This is a genomic window from Clostridium prolinivorans (genome assembly GCF_004011155.1).
In the GTDB taxonomy this organism is placed as follows: Bacteria; Bacillota; Clostridia; order Clostridiales; family Clostridiaceae; genus Clostridium_AT; species Clostridium_AT prolinivorans.
On sequence record NZ_RJWG01000002.1, the window covers coordinates 118,297 to 139,253 of the forward strand.

Here is a 20,957-nt window from a genome sequence, read left to right on the forward strand (position 1 = left end):
TCACCTCTATTCTTATTTAAGAGACAATTTTTTCATTGCTTCATATCTGCTTTTAATTGTTCCATCAATTATATCATCGCCAATTTTAACAAATACTCCTCCAATTATGCTTTTATCAATCTCTTCATCTAAAATAACTTTTTTGTTGTACTTATTTTCAAGTTTACTTATTAAAGATTTTTTTTCTTCTTCATTAAGAGGAATTACAGTCTTTACATGAGCAACTAAAGTTTTATTTTTCCCTAAATAAATATTTTCAAATTCATTAAAAATCCCATCTAACTCCATTATCCTGTCTTTTTCAACAAGTATTAACAAAAAAGATAGTATATCATTTTCTATTTTCCCTTTAAATATATTTTCAAGTAGCTGTTTCTTTTTAGATGTACTTATATTAGGATGTTTTAATAATTCTAAAAATTCTTTGTTGTCATGCATAATTTTTGTTATTTCTCTTAATTCTTCTAAATATTCTTTGGTTTTATTCTTGTCTTCAGCTATTTCATATAAGGCAAGTGCATATCTTTTTTCTAGATATTCATATGTTTCATTCAAATTAAACACCTACCTCATTGATATACTCATTTATGAGTCTTCTATGCTCTTCTTCGTCTAATTCCTTTTCTAAAGCCTTAGAAGATAGCAATATAGCTAAATTTACAGCTTGAGCTTTTATATCATCTTCAGCCTTTTGTCTTTCTCTTTCTGCATCTTTTCTTGCTCTTTCAAGAATGTTGTCTGCTTCTTCTTTAGCTTTATTTATTATTTCATCTGATAGTTTTACAGCTTTATATTTTGATTCATTTATTATTTTTTCTTCTTCTTCATAAACTTTTTTTATTTTTTCTTCATGCTCCATTTTTAAAGCTTCAGCAGTTTTTACTGCTTCTTCTGATTTTTTTATTCTTTCTTTTATTTCTAATTCTCTAGAATTAATAGTTTCTGTCACAGGTTTATAAAGAAAATGCTTTATAATAATATTTAAAATTCCAAAATTTATAATTGTAGCTATGACAGTTAGCCAATTTATATCCACAACTAATCTTGCCTCCTTTCAGTAAATCAAAAACTGTTTAGGCAGTTTGTTTTTTTATAAAGGAATTTTAGAATTAATTTTGATTTAGTGCCTTCTTAGGCACTAAATCAAAATTAACCAGCTATTTTACCTATTAACATTAATGCAACTAGTAATCCATAAACAGCAGTTGCTTCTGCAAAAGCATTACCTAAAAGAAGTGCTGTAGTTACCTTACCACTTGCCTCTGGTTGCCTTGAAATAGCTTCAACAGCTTTACCAGTTGCATTACCTGTTGATACTCCTGCTCCTATTCCTGCTAATACTGCAATTCCTGCTGCTATTGCTATAAATCCTGCACTTGTCATATTAATATTCCTCCCTTTAAATCAATTAATATTTATTATAATTCCCTATTTAGCAAATAAAATAATTTTATAGCTTTTTAGGGGGTTATACTAGAATAAAATTATAAAATATATGTTATTCATGCTCTGCTATAACTTTTAAATTTATCATAGTAAGCATAGTAAATACTAACATTTGTACTGTACCATCAAAAATATCAAAATATACATGTAAAGGTACTGGCAAGCCAATTTGTGCAAAGAAGCTTATTCCTCCAAGTGCTTCATAAACAATTTCTAATATTACTGCCGCTGCAGTCATATTACCAAATAAACGAAGACTTAAAGACACTGGAAGTAAGACTCTTTCAAGTAAGTTCATAGGTAACATAAAAAAAGCTGGTTTTGTAAAGCCAATAAAATAATGAAAAATTCCAACTTTTTTAATAGCATACCATTGAATAACTACAAAAGTTGTTAAAGCCATGCCTAAAGCAACACTATAATCCATAGTAGGAGGTTTAAAGCCAACCAATCCAGTTAAATTCATAAAAAGTAAAAAAGCTACAAGAGATCCTACATATGGTGATAAATTTATATAATTTTCTCCCATGGTAGATTTAACAAAATTATTTGTATATTCTACTAAAAGTTCTGCAATAGACTGCTTTTTGTCTGGAACTTTTTTTAAATTTCTTGTAAGGAATATACTTAACACTGTAATCAAAATAATAATAATCCATTGTGCAATTATATTTTTAGAAAATCCATAAGTATGCCCCAAAAAATTTAAATTAAAAAGATAATTTTCTTCGCCCACACAATCACTTCCTTTCATTAAATAAATTAAATATACCATAGGCTATTATTGCAATAATATGAGAAGTAAATCCCATAATATAAGAAATCATATTGTTAATATTATTATTAAATATGATAATACCTATTATGCAAATAATTAATGGCTTTAGAAAATTTATAGCGGTTAAAATTTTTAATGATTTCTTTTTTCGTTTTACCAGTATATTGGCACTTATTATTCCTAAAATAAAAAAAACTGCTGCTCCTAAAAATAGACCTAGCAGAAATTCTCCTGTGTAATTATTAGATTTAGATATAACTTCTACAATTATTATTCCTAATATTCCTATTAAAATATCAAATACAATAATTTTTTTAAATGTACTTAATACTTCTACCAATTGTTTTTACCTCACATTCATATAAACTTATTATAAACATTATGTTTTACTTATCAAATTTTAAAAATAACAAATTATATTAATTTAAGCTTGTCTAAACGTTTTAAGTCTTGTTTTCTCCTTATATTCTTTGATTATAAAAAACATATATAAATATTTAACTTTAAAAATATATTATCAAAGCAATAATAACACCTTCTTTAAAAATAGACTATAAACTCCATGCTTAAATTATTATTTTACTACACCAAATTAACTTTTCATATAAAATACCTATAAATTAACTTTAATTTTAACACTATATATCCATTTTTCATATAATAAAGTATCAATAATTTTTATTTTTTAATAGTATAAGAATATAATAAGGAGCTGATGTTATGAACATAGTAGAGCTTAGTAATATATATATGAATTATCATACCCTAAAAAATGAAACCCAAGCTATTAATAACCTTAGTTTTAGTGTAAAAAAAGGAGAATTTATAAGTATAGTCGGCCCTTCTGGTTGTGGTAAATCTACTATTTTAAATATTATTGCAGGTCTTTTAAAACCTTCTTCTGGTAAAGTTTATATAGGGGGGAATGAATGTACTGCAATTTCTAAAGATATAGGATATATGTTTCAAAAGGATCATCTTTTTGAATGGTTAACAGTTTATGATAATGTATGTTTAGGTCTTAAAATACAACACAAATTAACTCCTTATACAAAAGAAAAAATAAATATGTTATTAAAAAATTATAACCTTTTAGATTTTAAATATCATTATCCAAATGAGCTTTCAGGTGGAATGAGGCAAAGAGTTGCTCTTATAAGAACTTTAGCTTTAGATCCAAAAGTTCTTCTCCTTGATGAACCTTTTTCTGCTTTAGATTATCAAACAAGATTAAATGTAAGCGATGAAATATATCAAATAATAAAAAAAGAAAATAAAACAGCAATAATGGTAACCCATGATATTTCTGAAGCTGTATCTATGTCCGACAGAATAATAGTTTTAAGTAAAAGGCCTGCTACAGTAAAAAATATAATTGACATAAAATTTGAAGAACAATTCAATACCCCTTTAAAGCATAGAGAAGCACCTGAATTTAGAGTTTATTTTAATACAATATGGAAGGAGCTGGACGTAAATGATAAATGAAAGTTTAGAGCATAAACAATATTTAAAAAAAGTTAAACGCAAGAATACTATCATAACAATTGTTAGATTAGGCATACTTATTGCATTTTTTTCAATTTGGGAAATAGCTGCATCATTTAAATGGATTGATCCTTTTTTAACAAGCTCACCTTCACGCATGATTAAAAGTTTAATTACAGTATATAATGAAGGAACTTTGTTTAGGCATATATTTATAACATGTATAGAAACTGTAATTGGTTTTTTGCTTAGTACTATTATAGGTACACTTATTGCAATACTTTTATGGTGGTCTGATTTTGCAAACAGGGTATTGGATCCATATATAGTTGTTTTAAATGCTTTACCAAAAATAGCTCTAGCTCCTATTATCATATTTTGGATGGGTAATGGAATGAAAGCCATAGTTCTTGTTACAGTACTAATATCTATAGTGTCTACAATAATAAGTATATTAAATGGATTTAAAGAAGTTGATGAAGATAAAATTAAACTTATGATAACTCTTGGGGCATCAAAATTTCAGATTTTAATTCATCTTATAATACCTGCTTCTGTTCCTACTCTTATATCTTCACTAAAAATAAATGTCGGCTTATCTTGGGTTGGTGTAATTATGGGAGAATTTTTAGTATCTAAAGAAGGTTTAGGATTTTTAATAGTTTTTGGAGGTCAAGTAGCTCAGCTTGATACAGTAATGATGAGTATTATTATACTTTCAATTTTGGCTTATTTTATGTATCAAATTGTTGCTATTATAGAAAAAAAATTTAGCAGAGGATATACTTTAAAATAAATTTGATAATATTATTAATCCACAATAAGCTTTAAATTAATTTCCACTATAAAATTTATAGTGTTTCTAGACTTATATTATCTATATAATAGTCAATATTTAAATAAAGAGACTTTTTGTGAGATAATTATAATGTTATATTAAAAAATAAATAAAATATATGTAATGAACTTAAGTAAATTATATAAGTTCATTGCAAAAAATAGCCGCAAATTAAGTGTTTTTTATTTTAAATTTTATTAAATTAAACCACTTAATTTGCGGCTATTTTTAAATTAGAGTTCTTATTAAGTATTATAAGCTTTATATAGAGTATTAAAAATTTTTAAATAATTTAATTATTATGTATATATCTTGTAAAATATGGATAAGATTTAAATGGAATATTTTTCATAAATATAATATATATATCATAAATATAATATATATATCATAAATATAAAATATATATTTAATTTACATATAAACATAGGAGGAATAGAGGAATATATGAACTATTTTCAAAAAGCAAATGAATTATATAATATTAAAGATTATAAAAAAGCTATAGAAATGTATGAGCAAGCTGTAATTTATAAAGATAATGAAGCTGCCTCTCTTTATAACGCAGCAGTGTGTTTTATAAAACTTAAAGAATATAAAAAAGCAATTCCGCTTTTAAAATCTGCTATAATGAAAAAGAGAGAAAGCAAATATTTCTTTAATTTGGGTTATTGTTATATTATGCTTAATAATCCTCAAAAGGCATTAATATATTTTAACACAGCTTGGTCTCTTGATAATAATGATGATGATTGTGAAAAAGCAATTAACTCAATACTAAAAAGTTATGTTAAAAAGCCGTAGATTTAAATCTACGGCTTTTATTACCATTCACCAGCAACTCTTTCATTTCTATGATCAATATTAAATCTTTTGCTATCAAAATAATTTCCACCTTTATAGAAAGTAGTGTCTACATTAATCCATTTGTTTTCTTCTTTTATGTAAACTTGGTTCCAAGCATGACTTACCCAGCTTATACCATTAAATCCATCTCCAGTTATAATTCTAACCTTTAATCCGTTTGCCCTCGCCATAGCTACATAAAGGCAAGCATAATCAAAACAAATTCCTTTTTTAGTTTCAAAAGCAGGTATAGCTCCAGATTTCATACTAAAATCATTATTTAATACACTGTTTGCTTTATCATAATCGTAATCTATGTTTTTACCAATCCATTCATATAATATTTTTGCTTTTTCTCTATCACTTGCTGCATCCTTTGTCAAATTTTTAGCAAAGGATCTTATGTTTTCATTAGATTTAATACCTTCGTCTAATGTAATACCATTATAATAAATTATAACTTTTTTATCAGATGTATTTGATGGATATATAGTTGTGTCTTTAGAATATTCATTTTTGTCTTCTGTTTCTTTTACTACAATTTTAAATGAATTATCTAAAATATCAGGCAGTTTTTTAGCAAGTTTAGAATTTGATATAGGTACTACTATTTCTTTGCATAAAGCACTATATATTTTTGATTCTTCTAAATAAACATTATACTTACTTAATACATTGAACATAGAAGCAAAATTTAAAATAAAAGTAATAATAAGAGTATAGCTTATAGCTTTTGGTATTTGACTTATACCCCCAGTAATTCTTTTTGATATATTACTTTTATTTTGAATAAATTTCTCTAATGCATCTAAAACAGGATAAAAAATAATATAATTTAATATTTCTAAAATAATACCTAATAATTTATAAAATATAAATATCATTAAAGGTATTATGACAACATAAAATATTATCATTTTATTATCAATATACATTTTTACATTTATAGGTATTATTTCATATATTTTTTTGTAAATTCCCTTATCATGCTCAATAAATATTTTTTTTGAAATATTTATACCTAAAAATAAAGAAATTATAAAAGATATATTACTTTCTACTTCTTTAATATCTGCTTTTAAATTTTTAGATGAAAATTTTAAAAAAAAGCCTTTTAATATAGGATATATAAAAACTACAATCAAAATAAAACTTATGGGATTTATATTCATAAGCATCACCTCTTTGCTGCCATATTTTAAGATAAATATTTTGTAAGTTTTTCAAAATCTGAAACTTCAAAATTTCCTTCTTCTAACTTCCAATATTGAACATCACAGCTTATATTGTTTATTATTTCTAACAATTCTTTATGACAAGTTAAAATAAATATTTGATGTTCTTTAACTAATTCATTTAATATATTTAAAGTATTTTTAGTATGAATACTATCAAAATTTACAAAAGCATCATCTAATATAATTGGGAATTTAGGATTTATCTCTTTTATCCTATTAATTCTTACAGATAAAAATAACTGTTCTGCTGTACCCGTGCTTAATACATCTACGGATTTATAAATTTGTTTGTTTTTATTTTCTACTTTAAAATCTGATTGTAGAATATTGTCTGAAGGTAGCACAGACTTAATTTCTCCACCTGTTATTTTATCTAAAATATTACTTGCTCCTACTAAAATAGAATCCTTAGCTCTTTCTATAAAATTTTTCTGAACTTTTTCTAAAATATATTCTGCAGCAGCATAATAAGAATATTTTAAAGCTAAATTTTCCATAAAGCCTCTAGCTTCATCTATTTGTTTTTGGGATTTTTGAAGTTTTTCTGATGTCTTAAGATTATCAATATCTATTTTTATCTTCTGTTTTGTTTCTTTTATATTTTCTAAATTTAAAAAAAGATTTTTTAATTTAACTTTAGAAGTATCATATTCTCTTTCTATTTGGTCTTTAGAAGTATAGTTTAAAAATATATGGTCAATGTTAAAATTATTATCATTATAAATTTCAGAATAAATTTCAGAATAAGCCTTTTTTATCCTATCACCTTTCATAATTTCTTTAAGTTGTTTTTCTATTAATTCTTTGTTAAATTTTAAACTAATATATTTGTTATATATTCTAACTTTGTTAATTTTTTCTTCAATAATATCCAATATATCTTCAGTATTTTCTTCTATCAAAAAAACTTTTTTGATTTTATCCTTCATTATTTGATTTTTAATATTAATATCTTCAAAGTTTTGTGCTTTATTTAAATGCATTACTGCAGTATCCATTGCATTAAATATTTCATCTTTATAGTTTAATATATTATCATTTTCGTATAAATCATTATGTACATATAAGCTTACTATATCTTTTACTTTTAGTAAATCTGATTTTATATCATAATAAAGATTTTGTATTTTTTTATTTGTATTTTTTAAATTAAAAATCTTTTCTTTTAAATCTTGTATATCTTTAAAATATTGATATATTGAATTTATAGAAACTTCTTCTTTTATTTTAAGCTTATTTTTATATAATTTTAATTCTTCATATAAACTTTTAATATTATTTTCAATAACTTCTAAATTTAAACTACTATTATTTAACTTATTTTCTAAAGATTTAAGTTCAATTTCTAAATTTCTTTTTTTTATTAATAAATTATTTTGGGAAAAATATTTTATTATAAAATAAATAGATAGTATAGTAACCCCTATTACAGTTATGCTTCCCCCTATAAATTTGTTAAAAATAAATAAAACTATTCCTAAAAAAATTATTCCTGTAGAAGTATATAAATATCTTTTAATTAAATTATTTATATTTAATGACTCTATATTATTAAATTCAGATTTTATTATTTTGTTTTTAGATTTTATATCTTCAATTTCCCAAAGTATCTGCTTTTTTTTATCTTCTTCTTTTTTTATGTTATCTATAAGCATTAAAAGCTTATCCTCTTTTATAAAATCACAATCTATACTTAAGACTTCAGATATATCTTCATTCCAATCTGAATTTAAATAATTCATTTTTTTTAAAATATTGTTTTCATCAATTTCAAGCTGATTTTTTAATGATAAATAATTTTCAATTTTTTGCTTTATACCTGATTTTTGTTTTTCAAATATTGTTATATCATTTTTTTTATTTAAAAGTTTATTGTAATACTTTATAATATCACAATCTTTCTTTGCAATTTTTTTATATTCATTATATATGTTTTTATATTCTTCATATAATATTTCCATTCTTTCTAAAGATGGAAATTTATCAAATCCTTGAAAATCATGTTCTTTTTCATAATTTTCAATTTCTATTTCTATATTTTGCTTTTCTTTGTAAATATCAAAATTATCTTTTATAGTTTCAAAAATTATTATTTTATTTTCAATTTTATTAATGTCTTTATATAAATTATTTATTTCTTCTTCTAATTTATTTAATTCAATACATTTTTCATTGTATTCTTTAAGCTCTTTAAGTGCTTCATCTCTATTTTCAATTCCTTCTAAAATACTGTCATAATAAGGTTTAAACATTTTAGTGTTTGGATTTCCAAGTTTTCCACCTATTTTTTCTTTTTCTTTTCTAAAATTATCTATAAGTTTAGGAATATGGATTATATCTTTTATACCAGCACCAAGTAAAACAGCTTGAAGCTTTTCTTCTTCATCTTTCCCTTTTGCTCTTTTAAGTTCATCAAGTGTAATTGTATAAAGTTTTTTATAAGTATAAATATCTATATTTTTATGTAATTCTTTTAAAGATACTGATTTATGAAAATCTAAAGAAGTTATTTGAGGCTCACTAAACCCACTAATACGCAAATTAAGATTTTCTAAAGAATCACTTATTATGTCGCTTTCAACATAATATTCTATGCTATCATCTCTTAAATTTTTAGGAAATCCATAAAACATATATCTTAAAATTTCTAATAATGTAGTTTTACCCGCCCTATTTAATCCTCCTATTACTACAATTTTAGGAGATATATTATTCATTAAAGCATTTTTATAAATTCCCATATTACCTATATAAAGTCTTTTTATTTTCATATTTAATCATCACCTTTTTCCAAAACAGCATCTATAATAATATTTTCTGCCTGTTTTACTATATAACTTAAAAGTTCATCATTAAGCTGTAATTTTTTTATATTTATATCTTCTACTGAATTTGTTCTTTCCCAAACAGAACCTAATCTTTTTATAAATGCATCATCTTTTAAACACTCTAAAGAAATCTTACTTATTTCTTTTAAAAGTTCATTATTATCCTTTAATGTTTCCAAATTTTCAATAGGTTTTCTTAAATTTAGCTCTATAGAATCTACATATATAAAAGGATCATAATTTATATATTTATTATTTAAATTATCTAAAAGATATTCTCTAATTTCATCTTCTTTTTCTAAAATAAGGTTATATATTTCTCCTCTGCCTGTTATAATAAATCTTACTGCTATACCTTTTATATATTGAGAATGTTCTTTAATATCTTTTATCAAGTTTTCACACTTTAAATATAAAAAATCTTCTAAGTCTCCTAAATTTTTTATATTTTTTTCTCCTGTTATATCAACCTCTTCTTTTTTCCATAATACATCTGAAGTATTAATAAAATCTATATTTTCTATTACATTATCATAAGCTTTAATAAAAACAATTCCTCCATACCCTTCTTCTCCTAAATCTCTTCCTTGAGGTATTCCAGGATATATTATAAAAGGATTATTATCTATAATTTTATATTTATGTATATGTCCAAGTGCCCAATAATCTATTCCTTCTATGGCTTTTAAATTGGCAGGAAGACATGGAACATAATTATTAGAATTATCTAATTGAGTATGCATTAAGGCAATATTTAATGCATTATCCTTAGGTAAATTATAATGGCTATACATTTTTCTGCTATCCCAATTATCTCTATAAGATTGTCCAATAATTCTACAATATATTTTCCCATATTCATCTTTAAATTCATATATTTCTGGTTTTTCAAAACCGAATATATGTACATTACCAGGAAGATTAAAAAGTTCATTGTATTTATTTATTGGATCATGATTTCCACCAATAGCAAATACCATTATATTATTTTCTTCTAATCTTTTGCATTGGCTTATAAAAAAACTATTTCCTTTAACCGAACGAGCTTCTTTATCGTATATATCTCCACTTATAATTATAAAATCTACGTTTTTATCTATTGCAATATCACATATTTTTTTAAATGAATTATATACAGCATTATCTCTAATATCTATAATATTATTATTTTTTATTTTCCTTTTAAAATGAAGAATACTTCCTAAATGTATGTCTGCAGTATGAATAAATTTTATTTCATTTTTCATAAATGTCCTCCTAAGCATTATTGATTATATTATAATAGAAAAACCTGTAATTATCTATAAAAAAGCATGATACGTATGTAAAAATTGGTATGTAATTTTTATTTTTTATTATATTTATTTGCAGTTTGTAATTTAAAACTAAATAAAACTTTATTGAGCATTTATTAACTTTAATAATATTTGAAAAATATAGAAATTGTGGATATTTAATATATAAAATATTATATTGCAAATTAAAGATACTTAAGGTTAAATCTTGACATAAAAAATCCATTATTATATGATAAAAAGAGGATTTTAAATATATTTGATCCTCTCATATTTGAGAGGATTTTATTTTATGTATATAAAAATGCATATATTTTAAGGAGTGAAACAAATGTGTAAAGGTAAGATAAGAACCAGATTTGCACCTAGTCCAACTGGTTATATGCACGTTGGAAATCTTAGAACGGCATTATATGCTTATTTAATAGCAAAACATGAAAATGGTACATTTATACTTAGAATTGAAGATACAGATCAGGAAAGATATGTAGAAGGTGCTACAGATGTAATTTATAATACTTTAAAAACTACTGGTCTTATTCACGATGAAGGCCCAGATATTGGAGGCCCTTTTGGACCATATGTTCAAAGTCAAAGAAAGCATATTTATCTTGAATATGCTAAAAAACTTGTAGAAAAAGGTGAAGCTTATTATTGTTTTTGTTCTAAAGAAAGACTTGATATGTTAAAAGCTAATGCAGAAGCATTAAAAAGGCCTTTTAAATATGATAAACATTGTCTTCATCTAAGTAAAGAAGAGGTAGAAGAAAAATTAGCTCAAGGTATTCCTTATGTTATTAGGCAAAATAATCCAACAGAAGGTACTACAACATTTGATGATGTTATTTATGGAAAAATTTCTGTTGATAATTCTGAACTTGAAGATATGATACTTATAAAATCTGACGGATATCCTACATATAATTTTGCAAATGTAGTTGATGATCATCTTATGGGTATAACACATGTTGTTAGAGGAAGTGAATATTTATCTTCATCTCCAAAATATAATCGCCTTTATGAAGCTTTTGGATGGGATATACCTATATATGTACATTGTCCTCCAATAATGAAAGATGCTCATAATAAATTAAGTAAAAGAAATGGAGATGCTTCTTTTGAAGATTTAATAGCTAAAGGATATCTTAAAGAAGCTATAATCAATTATATTGCTCTTCTTGGCTGGAATCCTGGAACTACACAAGAAATATTTTCTTTAGATGAGCTTATAAAAGAATTTGATTATCTTCATATTAATAAAGCACCAGCTATTTTTGATCCTGTAAAATTAAGATGGATGAATAGTGAATATATTAAAAAACTTTCACTTGAAGAATTTCATGAAAAAGCTTTGCCTTATTATGAAAAAAGTATAACAAATCCTAATATTGATTTATTTAAAATAAGTGCTCTTCTTCATACAAGAATTGAAGTACTTGGAGAAATTCCAGAACAAATAGACTTTTTTAATTCTCTTCCTGAGTACTCTAATGAATTATATATTCATAAAAAAATGAAGACTAATCTTGAAAATTCATTGGTTAGTTTAGAAAAAGCTCTACCAGTTCTTGAAAGCATAGAAAATTGGAATTTTGATTCTCTTCATGATGCTATATTTAAACTTATTGAAGAAATGGGAATTAAAAATGGCGTTATGCTATGGCCAATAAGAACTGCTTTATCAGGAAAGGCATTTACTCCAGGTGGTGCTTTTGAAATTGCAGAAATATTGGGTAAAGAAGAATCTTTAAAAAGAATTAAAATTGGAATTGAAAAACTAAAAAATGCATAAATATTTTAAATAAAATTAAAAGCCATACATAATTAAGGTAAGTACCTTTTTATGTATGACTTTTAATTTATAGTATTTTAATTTTATATTAAAGCATTTTCTAATATTTTAATTGTACATTTGTCTGCATCTATATAAGCTTTTACTCCAAGAGGCAATGTTACCTTAGGCTTACAGTGCCCTGCTTTAAAATTATATATAGTTGGCTTCCCCACATCTTTTATAATGTCGTTAAATACTTCCATAAGTGTAAGATCATTTTCACGTTGAGGATTGCAATTTTTAAAATCTCCTAAAATTATTCCTCTGCAATCATTTAACTTTCCTGCAAGTCTAAGCTGAGTTAACATCCTATCTATTGAATAAGTGCATTCATCTATATCCTCTAAAAATAAAATCTTTCCTTTAGTGTTTATTTCATAAGGAGTCCCAAGAGTAGCAGCTATTAAAGATAAATTTCCTCCTATTATTTTTCCAAAAGCTTTCCCTTTAACCATAGATTTAATAGGAATACCTTCAGGGTTTTTAATCTCACCTAGCGATTCTACAGATGTTATAGTTCTAAAATAGCTTTGTTTAGAAAACTCATCAAAATCATCTATCATATCTGAAGCTGCCATAGGGCCATGAAAAGTAATAATATCACATCTTTGATTTAATACTATATGAAGAGCTGTTATATCACTATAACCAATAAAAAGTTTGGGATTATTTTTTATCAAGTTATAATCAAGTTTATCTAAAATTCTTGGTACTCCATAACCTCCTCTTAAACAAAAAATTCCATCTATATTTTTATCTTTAAACATATTATTTATATCATTAGCTCTTATATAATCCTCTCCTGAAAGATATCCATATCTTTTACTTATGCTTTCTCCAGTTGCTACATTAAATCCTTGTTCTTCTAATATTTTTATAGCTTTATAAACTATACTAATATTTTTTACTGGACTAGATGGAGCTATAAGGCCTATAGTGGAACCTTTTTTTAATGCTCTTGGTTTTTTCATTGCATAATCTCCTCATATTATTTCTATAAAAACTTTTATACATTTAAAATATCTAAAATATAAATATTTAATTTAATTAATTTTTATATAAAATTAAAATTTAAAACTAAAAAGTATTTTTGTATTAGTATCTCTATTGTAATTCCATTATCTTATTTACAACTTCATAAAGGTTTTTCCCATTTATATCTGCTTTCCCATTTATTGCACCTATTTTGGCAGTTTTACATCCTGCAGAAATTCCTGCCTCAATATCTGTATCCATATCACCAATCATCCAACTGTTTTTTAAATCTACACTATATTTTTTAGCAAGTTCAAGTATCATACCAGGATTTGGTTTTCTACAGTTAGATTTTTTATTAAAATCAGGACAGTATTTTATTTCTTTAAAGCTGCAATAAGGTTTAAGTTCTTCAAGCATTTTTTTATGAATATCTTCTAATTGTTCTTTAGTTAAATGTCCCATTTCAATTCCACCTTGATTTGTTACAATAAATAAATCATATCCTTCATCATAAGCTTTTTTTAATGCCTCTTTTACTCCATCATAAATTATTAAATCATCAGGCTTATTTACATGTTTTTTAGAATTGTCATTTATTACTCCATCTCTATCTAAAAATAAAGCTTTATTCATTTCTTCACCACCTAAATTATATTATTTTATATTTTTACTTATTATACTTATTTTATTTCTTTTAATACCGCTAAAAGATATTCCCATGTCCTTTGAACAGAAGATATACTCATATTTTCATTTGGAGTATGTACATCATAAATATTAGGCCCAAAAGATATCATATCTATTTCACCAAATTTTTCTTCAAATAAACCACATTCAACACCTGCATGTATAGCTGCTATCTCAGGCTCTCTACCATAAAGATCTTTATATACCTTTTGAAATAATTTTTTTATTTTAGAATTTGAATTATATTTCCATTCCGGATAATCTGCTTCTTTATAAAATTCAGCATTAAAAACTTCTGCTGTTATTTTATATTTATTTACAATATCTTCTTTTAAACTTTTAACACAACTTCTTGCAGCACTATTAAAATGTACTGATTCAGAGTCTGTTTTTACAGCCCCTAGATTTATAGAGCTTTCAACTAATCCTTCTATTTCCATACTCATAGTTTGAACTCCGTTAGGTATTAAATATAAAAATCTAATTGCTTTTTTTGTACTTTCTTTTGAAAAGACCTTATTTAAAGTTTTTGAAATTATATTAAACTCTACATTGATATCGGGATCTGATACTTTAAATTCATTTTGTAGAATTTTATTCCATTTATCTATTAATGACTTTATATCTTCTATACAATCTTTTTTAATTAAAATTTCTGCATCAGTTTCACGAGGAATAACATTATCCTTATTCCCACCATTTATAGATATTAGATGAAAATCAAAAGTATTTAAAATATCATAAAGTATACGTCCCATAATTTTATTAGAATTTCCTCTTCCTTTATTTATTTCCATACCAGAGTGACCACCTCTAAGTCCTCTGATTTTAATTGCAGCACAAACAAAATTTTCTTTTATATTTTGTTCCCAATCTATTTTAAGAACACTTCTTAATCTAACTCCTCCAGCACAACTTACTAATAATTGTCCCTCTTCTTCTGAATCCATATTTATTAATATTCTTCCTTTTATATGTTCAGGATTTAAATTTTTTGCTCCAGTCATACCTGTTTCTTCATCTGTAGTTATAAGTACTTCAAGAGGAGGATGAGGTATATCATTAGAACTTAAAAGAGCTAAAGAATAAGCTATAGCTATACCATTATCTGCACCTAAAGTAGTTCCTAGTGCATAAATTTTATCTCCCTCAACTCTAAGCTTTAAAGGATCTTTATTAAAATCATGTTCTATATTTTGTTTTTTTTCATTAACCATATCCATATGCCCTTGAAGCACAACAATAGGAGCATTTTCGTAACCTTTGTAAGCAGGTTTTTTAATTATTACATTTAAAGCTTCATCTTGAATTACTTCCAAGTTATGTTCTTTTGCAAAATTTACTAAATAATCACTAATAGCTTTTTCGTTTCCTGAACCTCTTGGAATATTACTTATCTCTTCAAAATATTTAAACACTTCATAAGGTTTTAAATTATTTAATATATTGCTCATAATTATTACCAACCCTTCCTAATTATTTTCTCATTATAGCTAAACATAATAAAATATAAAAATCAAGTTTATTATATATATCCAACATAAAAACTAAATATAGTTTAGGAAAATAATAATATGATTATCCATCAAAAAGTATTTTCCATTAGAATTAATCACTATATGCTAAAGTAAATCAATAATGAACATAACTAATCATTATATAGTGGAATTTTATTTACAGTTTATTGTGATTTAATCATAATATAAGTATAGAATATATTTTTATTATTAAAAGAGAGTATTATTTTATTATAGTAATAAAGCTTTGAAACTTTGGTATCTATATATATTTATATTTATATTTTATAAAATTTAATAATGTATTTTATAACTTGTTATTATTATTTAAAATATATATAATTGTTTTATGTTTAATTTATTATAATATCAACTAATATAATAAATTTAATACAAATTATTATATTTTGGAGTGAGTACTTTGGAAAAAATCGAAGAAACTTTATTTAATCTTATAGAAAAAATATGTACTACAGAAGAAATAAAACTTTCAGATATACCTTGTGTAGATCTTTATGTAGATCAAGTAACTACTTTTTTTAATGATAAGCTTCAAAATTTAAAAAGAGACGATGAAGATAAAATATTAACAAAAACTATGATAAACAATTATGCTAAAGCAAAGCTTCTTCTACCTATAAAAGGTAAAAAATATTCGAAAGATCAAATTATTTTATTATCTTTAATTTATAATTTAAAACAAATACTTTCTATTAATGATATAGGTTTAATTTTATCTCCTATTATAGAAAATTTTTCAAAAGATAAAGATGCTTCTTCAAATTTAGAAAAACTTTACTCTACATTTTTAGAATTAATAAAACCCCAATCAAATGAATTCAGCCATTGGCTGAAGGATAAAATCAAATTAGTAGGTGAAGGAGATTTTTATACAAAGGATAAAAATGATGATTATACAATACTTATACTTATTGTATTAATTCTTATAAATTCTGCTAATCTTCATAAAAGAATGGCAGAAAAAATTATAGATGAGTTTTTTAAAAATAAATCACAAAAATAATATTTTAAATATTCAAAAATAAATATGCACTATAAGTAACTTAAAATGGTACTTATAGTGCATATTTATTTTTGTTCATTTAGACTTTTTAAATTTTTTTCTATTATGCCTTTTACAGTATCTGACAATTTGTTTTGTTCTTCTTTTGATAATTCTTTTGTGTATATAGGTTTTGATATAATAATATCTACATTGGCCGCTTTAATTTTTTTGCCTTCTTGTGCTTCAAAAATTTTATAAGTACCATTTATAGTAATTGGTACTATAGGCGCACCAGATTTCGTAGCTAATTTCATAGCACCTTTTTTAAATTCTAAAAGTTTTTCTCCTTTACTTCTAGTACCTTCTGGATAAATAACCATTGAATATCCTTTTTTTAAATTTTCAATGCCATCTAATATAGCCCTTACTGAATCTCTAGAATTTTCCCTGTCCATAAAAACACAATGTATCTGCTTCATCCAGTAATTTACTCCTGGAAGCTTTTCAAGTTCTTTTTTAGCTATAAATCCCATTGGCTTATCTATGTATCCAAGCATTGCTAATATATCAAAATCACTTTGATGATTAGATACAAATACACAAGCTTCTTGTGGTATATTTTCAGCACCAACTACATTTACTTTAGAATGAGATTTTTCTACTAAACCTTTTGCCAAGTTTTTTACTTCTTTATAAGAATATAAATCTATTTCTTGCTCTGTCATATTTTTCTTTAATATTTCAAACTTAAATCTTTTTATATATGTTTTAATTATAAAATATATTCCATAAAAAATCCATAAATATGGCATGTTCTTTCCCCCTAATAAATTAATACATTTATTATACTAATTTATATTATTTATTGCAAGACGACTTTATGTATGATAGTATAGATACACAAATTCATAAAGAGGTGTTATTGGTGAAGGTAAAAAACACTTTGCTTAAAATTACAACAATATTTATTTTTACTATATTAATTTTTACAAGTTGTACTTTACAAGAAGTTTCAAATTATAGTACAGATATAAAATTAAAAAATAATTTACTTGTACATTATATAGATGTAGGTCAAGGTGACAGTATATTAATACAAGTAAATAACAAAAATATGTTAATAGATGCAGGAAATAAGGATGATGGTGAAAAAATAGTATCTTATTTGAAAAATCAAAAGGTAAAAAAGCTTGATTATGTTGTAGCTACTCATCCTCATGAAGACCACATAGGTGGAATGAGTGAAGTAATTAAAAATTTTGTTATTGATGACTTTTATGCTCCAAAAAAAATTACTACAACAAAAACTTTTGAAAATATGATAAAAGCTTTAAACGGCAAAAAAATAAAAACTGCTTTTAAAGGAGTAGAACTTGATTTAGGAGAAGATGTGCAATGTCAAATGATAGCTCCAAATAATAAAAATTATAAAGAAATTAATAATTATTCAGCTGTAATAAAGTTAACTTATAAAAATACTAAATTTCTTTTTATGGGTGATGCAGAAAAACTAAGCGAAGAAGAAATAATAAATAATAATATAGATATTTCTTCTGACGTTTTAAAACTTGGTCATCATGGAAGTTCCTCTTCATCTTCTTCTAAGTTTTTAGATAAAGTTTCTCCTAAAATTGCAGTAATAAGTTGTGGTAAAAATAATGATTATGGTCATCCTCATAAAGAAACTATTTCTAACTTAAATAAAAGAAATATTACTATATATAGAACTGATCTAAACGGCACAATTGTGCTATCTAGTGATGGAAAAAATATAATAAAAAAATAAATTAATTATTTATATTTTATTTATAGTAAAAATTATAAAACATAGATATCCAACTTAAAGATTTAACATTAGTATGATGAAATAATAATTTAACTAGTAAATATATTTTTATCTAAGCAAAGAAATTTATTATTTTACAAAACTTATTACGTTAAGCTTTAAAGTTGGATATCTATAATTTCAATACATTTATTTTAATTATAATTTATTTTTATTGGTATATAATAAATAATCACGTTTACAAAAATCATTTACAAATCTATTTTAATTATAAATAATAATTTATTTCCAGCTTTTATCTATTATATCCCACATCATTTTCCCTAATCTTGATATAGTAACAATTCCATATACATTATTGGGAAGAGTTTTTGCCATAACTACAAATATAAAATCTCCTTTTTTTGTATTTAAAATTGCTGCATCATTTTCAACTCCATGTAAACTACCTGTTTTATTACCTATACATTTCCATTCTTTTTCAGGAATATAAAAAGGAATTTTTCTTCTATCTTGGCTTTTACGCAAAGAATTTAAAATAATGCTACTATATTCTTCATTTAAATACTTACCTTGATAAATTAATTTTAAAGAATTGGCTAAATCTAAACTTGTTGTTAAATTTTCTAACCCTTTTTCATGAGATTTAAAATCCATCATTTTTCTTTTCAATACAGTATCTTTTAATCCCATTTCTTTTATAACTTCATTTATACTTTCCATTCCTATTATATCTATAATCTTATTTGCAGCAGTATTATCATTTTGTATAAGCATAGCATTTAACAGCTCAATTATTTTATATTCTTTTTCATCAAATTCATGAATAATTCCATCTCCAGAAACCATATCTTCTTTTTTTATTAAAACATTTTCATAAAGATCAATAAAATTATCCTGAACTTTTTTTAATAAAGCAATAGCAATATGAATTTTTATACAATCTGCTGAAGGCATTTTTATTCTTTCATTAAAACTATAAGTATAAGAACTATTAATATCTTCAAAATAAAAACTATATTCTCCTATTCTTTGATCTAAATATCTCTTTAATTCTTTCATATCATTCTTCTCCTACTAGTTCCCTGAATATTAATTATATTATAAAAATATCAAGCAAATAGGCATGCAGATTATGCACGCCCAAATTTTTAATTGCCAAATGATATTCCAATACTTTTTGCAACTCTTACAAGCTCTCCATCAGGATCAACATTTTTAGTTTTTCCTATAACATTTTCTAGAGAATCATAAGATAACTTATTACCTTTTAAGCAAACCATATTGCCAAACTTTCCTTCATTTATTAAATCAACAGCTGCTACTCCATATTTAGTTGAAAGTACTCTATCGTAAGTTGAAGTGTTTCCTCCTCTTTGAACATGACCTAATACTGTACTTCTTATTTCATGATCTTTTATTATTTTTTCTAAATCTTCAGCAAGTTTATTAGCTATTCCACCTAATCTAATTGGATCTGGACTATCTTCAACTATTTTATTTACTACAACATCTCCATCCTTAGGTTTAGCACCTTCAGCAACAACTATAATGCTAAATACTTTCCCTTCTTTTTTCCTATCATAAATTTTTTCTACTACTTTATTTATGTCATAAGGAATTTCAGGTATTAATATAACATCTGCAGAACCAGCTATACCTGACTCAAGTGCAATCCATCCTGCATTTCTACCCATAACTTCAAGTATCATTATTCTGTGATGAGATTCAGCTGTAGTATGAAGTCTATCTAATGCCTCTGTTGCAATTTCAACAGCAGTATTAAATCCAAAAGTTATGTCTGTAGAAGCTAAATCGTTATCTATAGTTTTAGGAACACCTATAACCTTTACTCCTTTTCTAGCAAAATCTCTTGCACTTGTTAATGTTCCATCTCCGCCAATAACTACTAATACATCTACTCCCGCTTTTTTTAAATTTTCTACAGCTACATCAGATACATCTTTTTTTACCATTTTACCATTTTCTTCTACAAGATAATCGAAAAGGTTATCTTTATTAGAACTATATAATATAGTACCTCCTCTATGAAGTATACCAGAAACGCTTTCAAGATCTAATTTAACATAGTCATTATTATATAGACCTCTATAACCAAATTTATAACCTATAACTTCATAACCATACTTTAAAATTGCAGTTCTAGTAGCAGCTCTTATTACCGCATTCAATCCAGGACAGTCTCCACCACCTGTTAATAGTGCAATTCTTTTTATTTTTTCTGCCATTTACATATCCCTCCAAAACGTTTTTAGTTCAATTAAACACCTTAAAATATTAATTTTAAATATTTTTTGTTTTTTCTAAATTTACATACTATTATTTAATATACTAACTTTTTTTATCTTACTTTGTCAAGTTTTATCATAAC

The 20,957-nt window shown here is 24.4% G+C and carries 20 protein-coding genes; 6 read left to right on the top strand and 14 right to left on the bottom strand.

Annotation, left to right across the window (positions count from 1 at the left end):
• Window positions 1–12 precede the first annotated feature (12 nt).
• The 5 genes from EGD97_RS03255 to EGD97_RS03275 all read right to left on the bottom strand — a co-directional run bounded on the left by EGD97_RS03255 (window position 13) and on the right by EGD97_RS03275 (window position 2,564).
• Window positions 13–555, bottom strand: a complete 543-nt coding sequence (locus EGD97_RS03255; RefSeq protein ID WP_127836481.1) for a F0F1 ATP synthase subunit delta — start codon at window positions 553–555, stop codon at window positions 13–15.
• 1 nt (window position 556) lies between these two features.
• Entirely contained in the window at window positions 557–1,036 is a 480-nt protein-coding gene (locus EGD97_RS03260) for a F0F1 ATP synthase subunit B (protein WP_127836482.1), read from the bottom strand.
• A gap of 113 nt (window positions 1,037–1,149) precedes the next feature.
• Window positions 1,150–1,383, bottom strand: coding sequence for an ATP synthase F0 subunit C (gene atpE, locus EGD97_RS03265; RefSeq protein ID WP_078682394.1), 234 nt, complete (start codon window positions 1,381–1,383; stop codon window positions 1,150–1,152).
• A gap of 115 nt (window positions 1,384–1,498) precedes the next feature.
• Window positions 1,499–2,182 (bottom strand): F0F1 ATP synthase subunit A, encoded by a 684-nt coding sequence (locus tag EGD97_RS03270; RefSeq protein WP_127836548.1) that lies wholly within the window; start codon window positions 2,180–2,182, stop codon window positions 1,499–1,501.
• Between the two features lie 4 nt (window positions 2,183–2,186).
• Window positions 2,187–2,564: a hypothetical protein gene (locus EGD97_RS03275; RefSeq protein ID WP_127836483.1), complete on the bottom strand. Its 378-nt coding sequence runs from the start codon at window positions 2,562–2,564 to the stop codon at window positions 2,187–2,189.
• Window positions 2,565–2,944: 380 nt separating this feature from the next.
• On the opposite strand from EGD97_RS03275, the gene EGD97_RS03280 reads away from it, so the two are divergent.
• The 3 genes from EGD97_RS03280 (at window position 2,945) to EGD97_RS03290 (ending at window position 5,354) form a co-directional block, all read left to right on the top strand.
• Window positions 2,945–3,712 carry an ABC transporter ATP-binding protein gene (locus EGD97_RS03280; protein WP_127836484.1) on the top strand — a complete coding sequence of 256 codons (768 nt, stop codon included), beginning with the start codon at window positions 2,945–2,947 and terminating at the stop codon, window positions 3,710–3,712.
• Entirely contained in the window at window positions 3,702–4,508 is an 807-nt protein-coding gene (locus EGD97_RS03285) for an ABC transporter permease (protein WP_127836485.1), read from the top strand. The genes EGD97_RS03280 and EGD97_RS03285 overlap by 11 nt, the downstream gene beginning before the upstream one ends.
• A gap of 489 nt (window positions 4,509–4,997) precedes the next feature.
• Window positions 4,998–5,354, top strand: a complete 357-nt coding sequence (locus EGD97_RS03290; RefSeq protein WP_127836486.1) for a tetratricopeptide repeat protein — start codon at window positions 4,998–5,000, stop codon at window positions 5,352–5,354.
• A gap of 20 nt (window positions 5,355–5,374) precedes the next feature.
• On the opposite strand, the gene EGD97_RS03295 is transcribed toward EGD97_RS03290, so the two are convergent.
• From EGD97_RS03295 to EGD97_RS03305, 3 genes are read right to left on the bottom strand one after another with little or no spacing between them, the layout of a single operon-like run.
• Window positions 5,375–6,568 carry a transglutaminase-like domain-containing protein gene (locus EGD97_RS03295; protein ID WP_127836487.1) on the bottom strand — a complete coding sequence of 398 codons (1,194 nt, stop codon included), beginning with the start codon at window positions 6,566–6,568 and terminating at the stop codon, window positions 5,375–5,377.
• 26 nt (window positions 6,569–6,594) lie between these two features.
• Window positions 6,595–9,405 carry an ATP-binding protein gene (locus EGD97_RS03300; RefSeq protein WP_127836488.1) on the bottom strand — a complete coding sequence of 937 codons (2,811 nt, stop codon included), beginning with the start codon at window positions 9,403–9,405 and terminating at the stop codon, window positions 6,595–6,597.
• A 2-nt stretch (window positions 9,406–9,407) separates the two neighbouring features.
• Window positions 9,408–10,709: a metallophosphoesterase family protein gene (locus tag EGD97_RS03305; RefSeq protein ID WP_164850151.1), complete on the bottom strand. Its 1,302-nt coding sequence runs from the start codon at window positions 10,707–10,709 to the stop codon at window positions 9,408–9,410.
• A 379-nt stretch (window positions 10,710–11,088) separates the two neighbouring features.
• On the opposite strand from EGD97_RS03305, the gene gltX reads away from it, so the two are divergent.
• Window positions 11,089–12,549 (top strand): glutamate--tRNA ligase, encoded by a 1,461-nt coding sequence (gltX, locus tag EGD97_RS03310; protein ID WP_127836490.1) that lies wholly within the window; start codon window positions 11,089–11,091, stop codon window positions 12,547–12,549.
• A gap of 83 nt (window positions 12,550–12,632) precedes the next feature.
• On the opposite strand, the gene EGD97_RS03315 is transcribed toward gltX, so the two are convergent.
• The 3 genes from EGD97_RS03315 to EGD97_RS03325 form a co-directional block, all read right to left on the bottom strand.
• Entirely contained in the window at window positions 12,633–13,562 is a 930-nt protein-coding gene (locus tag EGD97_RS03315) for a S66 peptidase family protein (RefSeq protein ID WP_127836491.1), read from the bottom strand.
• A 133-nt stretch (window positions 13,563–13,695) separates the two neighbouring features.
• Window positions 13,696–14,202 carry a D-glycero-alpha-D-manno-heptose-1,7-bisphosphate 7-phosphatase gene (locus tag EGD97_RS03320; RefSeq protein WP_127836492.1) on the bottom strand — a complete coding sequence of 169 codons (507 nt, stop codon included), beginning with the start codon at window positions 14,200–14,202 and terminating at the stop codon, window positions 13,696–13,698.
• A gap of 47 nt (window positions 14,203–14,249) precedes the next feature.
• On the bottom strand, window positions 14,250–15,710 hold the full coding sequence (locus tag EGD97_RS03325) for an aminoacyl-histidine dipeptidase (RefSeq protein ID WP_127836493.1): 1,461 nt from the start codon (window positions 15,708–15,710) through the stop codon (window positions 14,250–14,252).
• Between the two features lie 484 nt (window positions 15,711–16,194).
• Between EGD97_RS03325 and EGD97_RS03330 the strand changes: the two genes are divergently transcribed.
• Entirely contained in the window at window positions 16,195–16,797 is a 603-nt protein-coding gene (locus EGD97_RS03330) for a DUF1836 domain-containing protein (RefSeq protein WP_127836494.1), read from the top strand.
• A gap of 65 nt (window positions 16,798–16,862) precedes the next feature.
• Here EGD97_RS03330 and EGD97_RS03335 read toward each other — a convergent pair whose 3' ends face one another.
• The gene (locus EGD97_RS03335; protein ID WP_078682408.1) at window positions 16,863–17,591 is read right to left on the bottom strand and encodes a lysophospholipid acyltransferase family protein; all 729 of its coding nucleotides are present in this window, start codon (window positions 17,589–17,591) and stop codon (window positions 16,863–16,865) included.
• A 113-nt stretch (window positions 17,592–17,704) separates the two neighbouring features.
• Here EGD97_RS03335 and EGD97_RS03340 point away from each other — a divergent pair, with 113 nt between their 5' ends.
• The gene (locus tag EGD97_RS03340) at window positions 17,705–18,565 is read left to right on the top strand and encodes a ComEC/Rec2 family competence protein (protein WP_078682409.1); all 861 of its coding nucleotides are present in this window, start codon (window positions 17,705–17,707) and stop codon (window positions 18,563–18,565) included.
• Window positions 18,566–18,847: 282 nt separating this feature from the next.
• Here the strand turns inward: EGD97_RS03340 and EGD97_RS03345 are convergent, their stop codons facing one another.
• Window positions 18,848–19,627 carry a serine hydrolase gene (locus EGD97_RS03345; protein ID WP_078682410.1) on the bottom strand — a complete coding sequence of 260 codons (780 nt, stop codon included), beginning with the start codon at window positions 19,625–19,627 and terminating at the stop codon, window positions 18,848–18,850.
• A gap of 89 nt (window positions 19,628–19,716) precedes the next feature.
• Window positions 19,717–20,814 (bottom strand): 6-phosphofructokinase, encoded by a 1,098-nt coding sequence (locus EGD97_RS03350; protein ID WP_078682411.1) that lies wholly within the window; start codon window positions 20,812–20,814, stop codon window positions 19,717–19,719.
• Window positions 20,815–20,957: the final 143 nt, after the last annotated feature.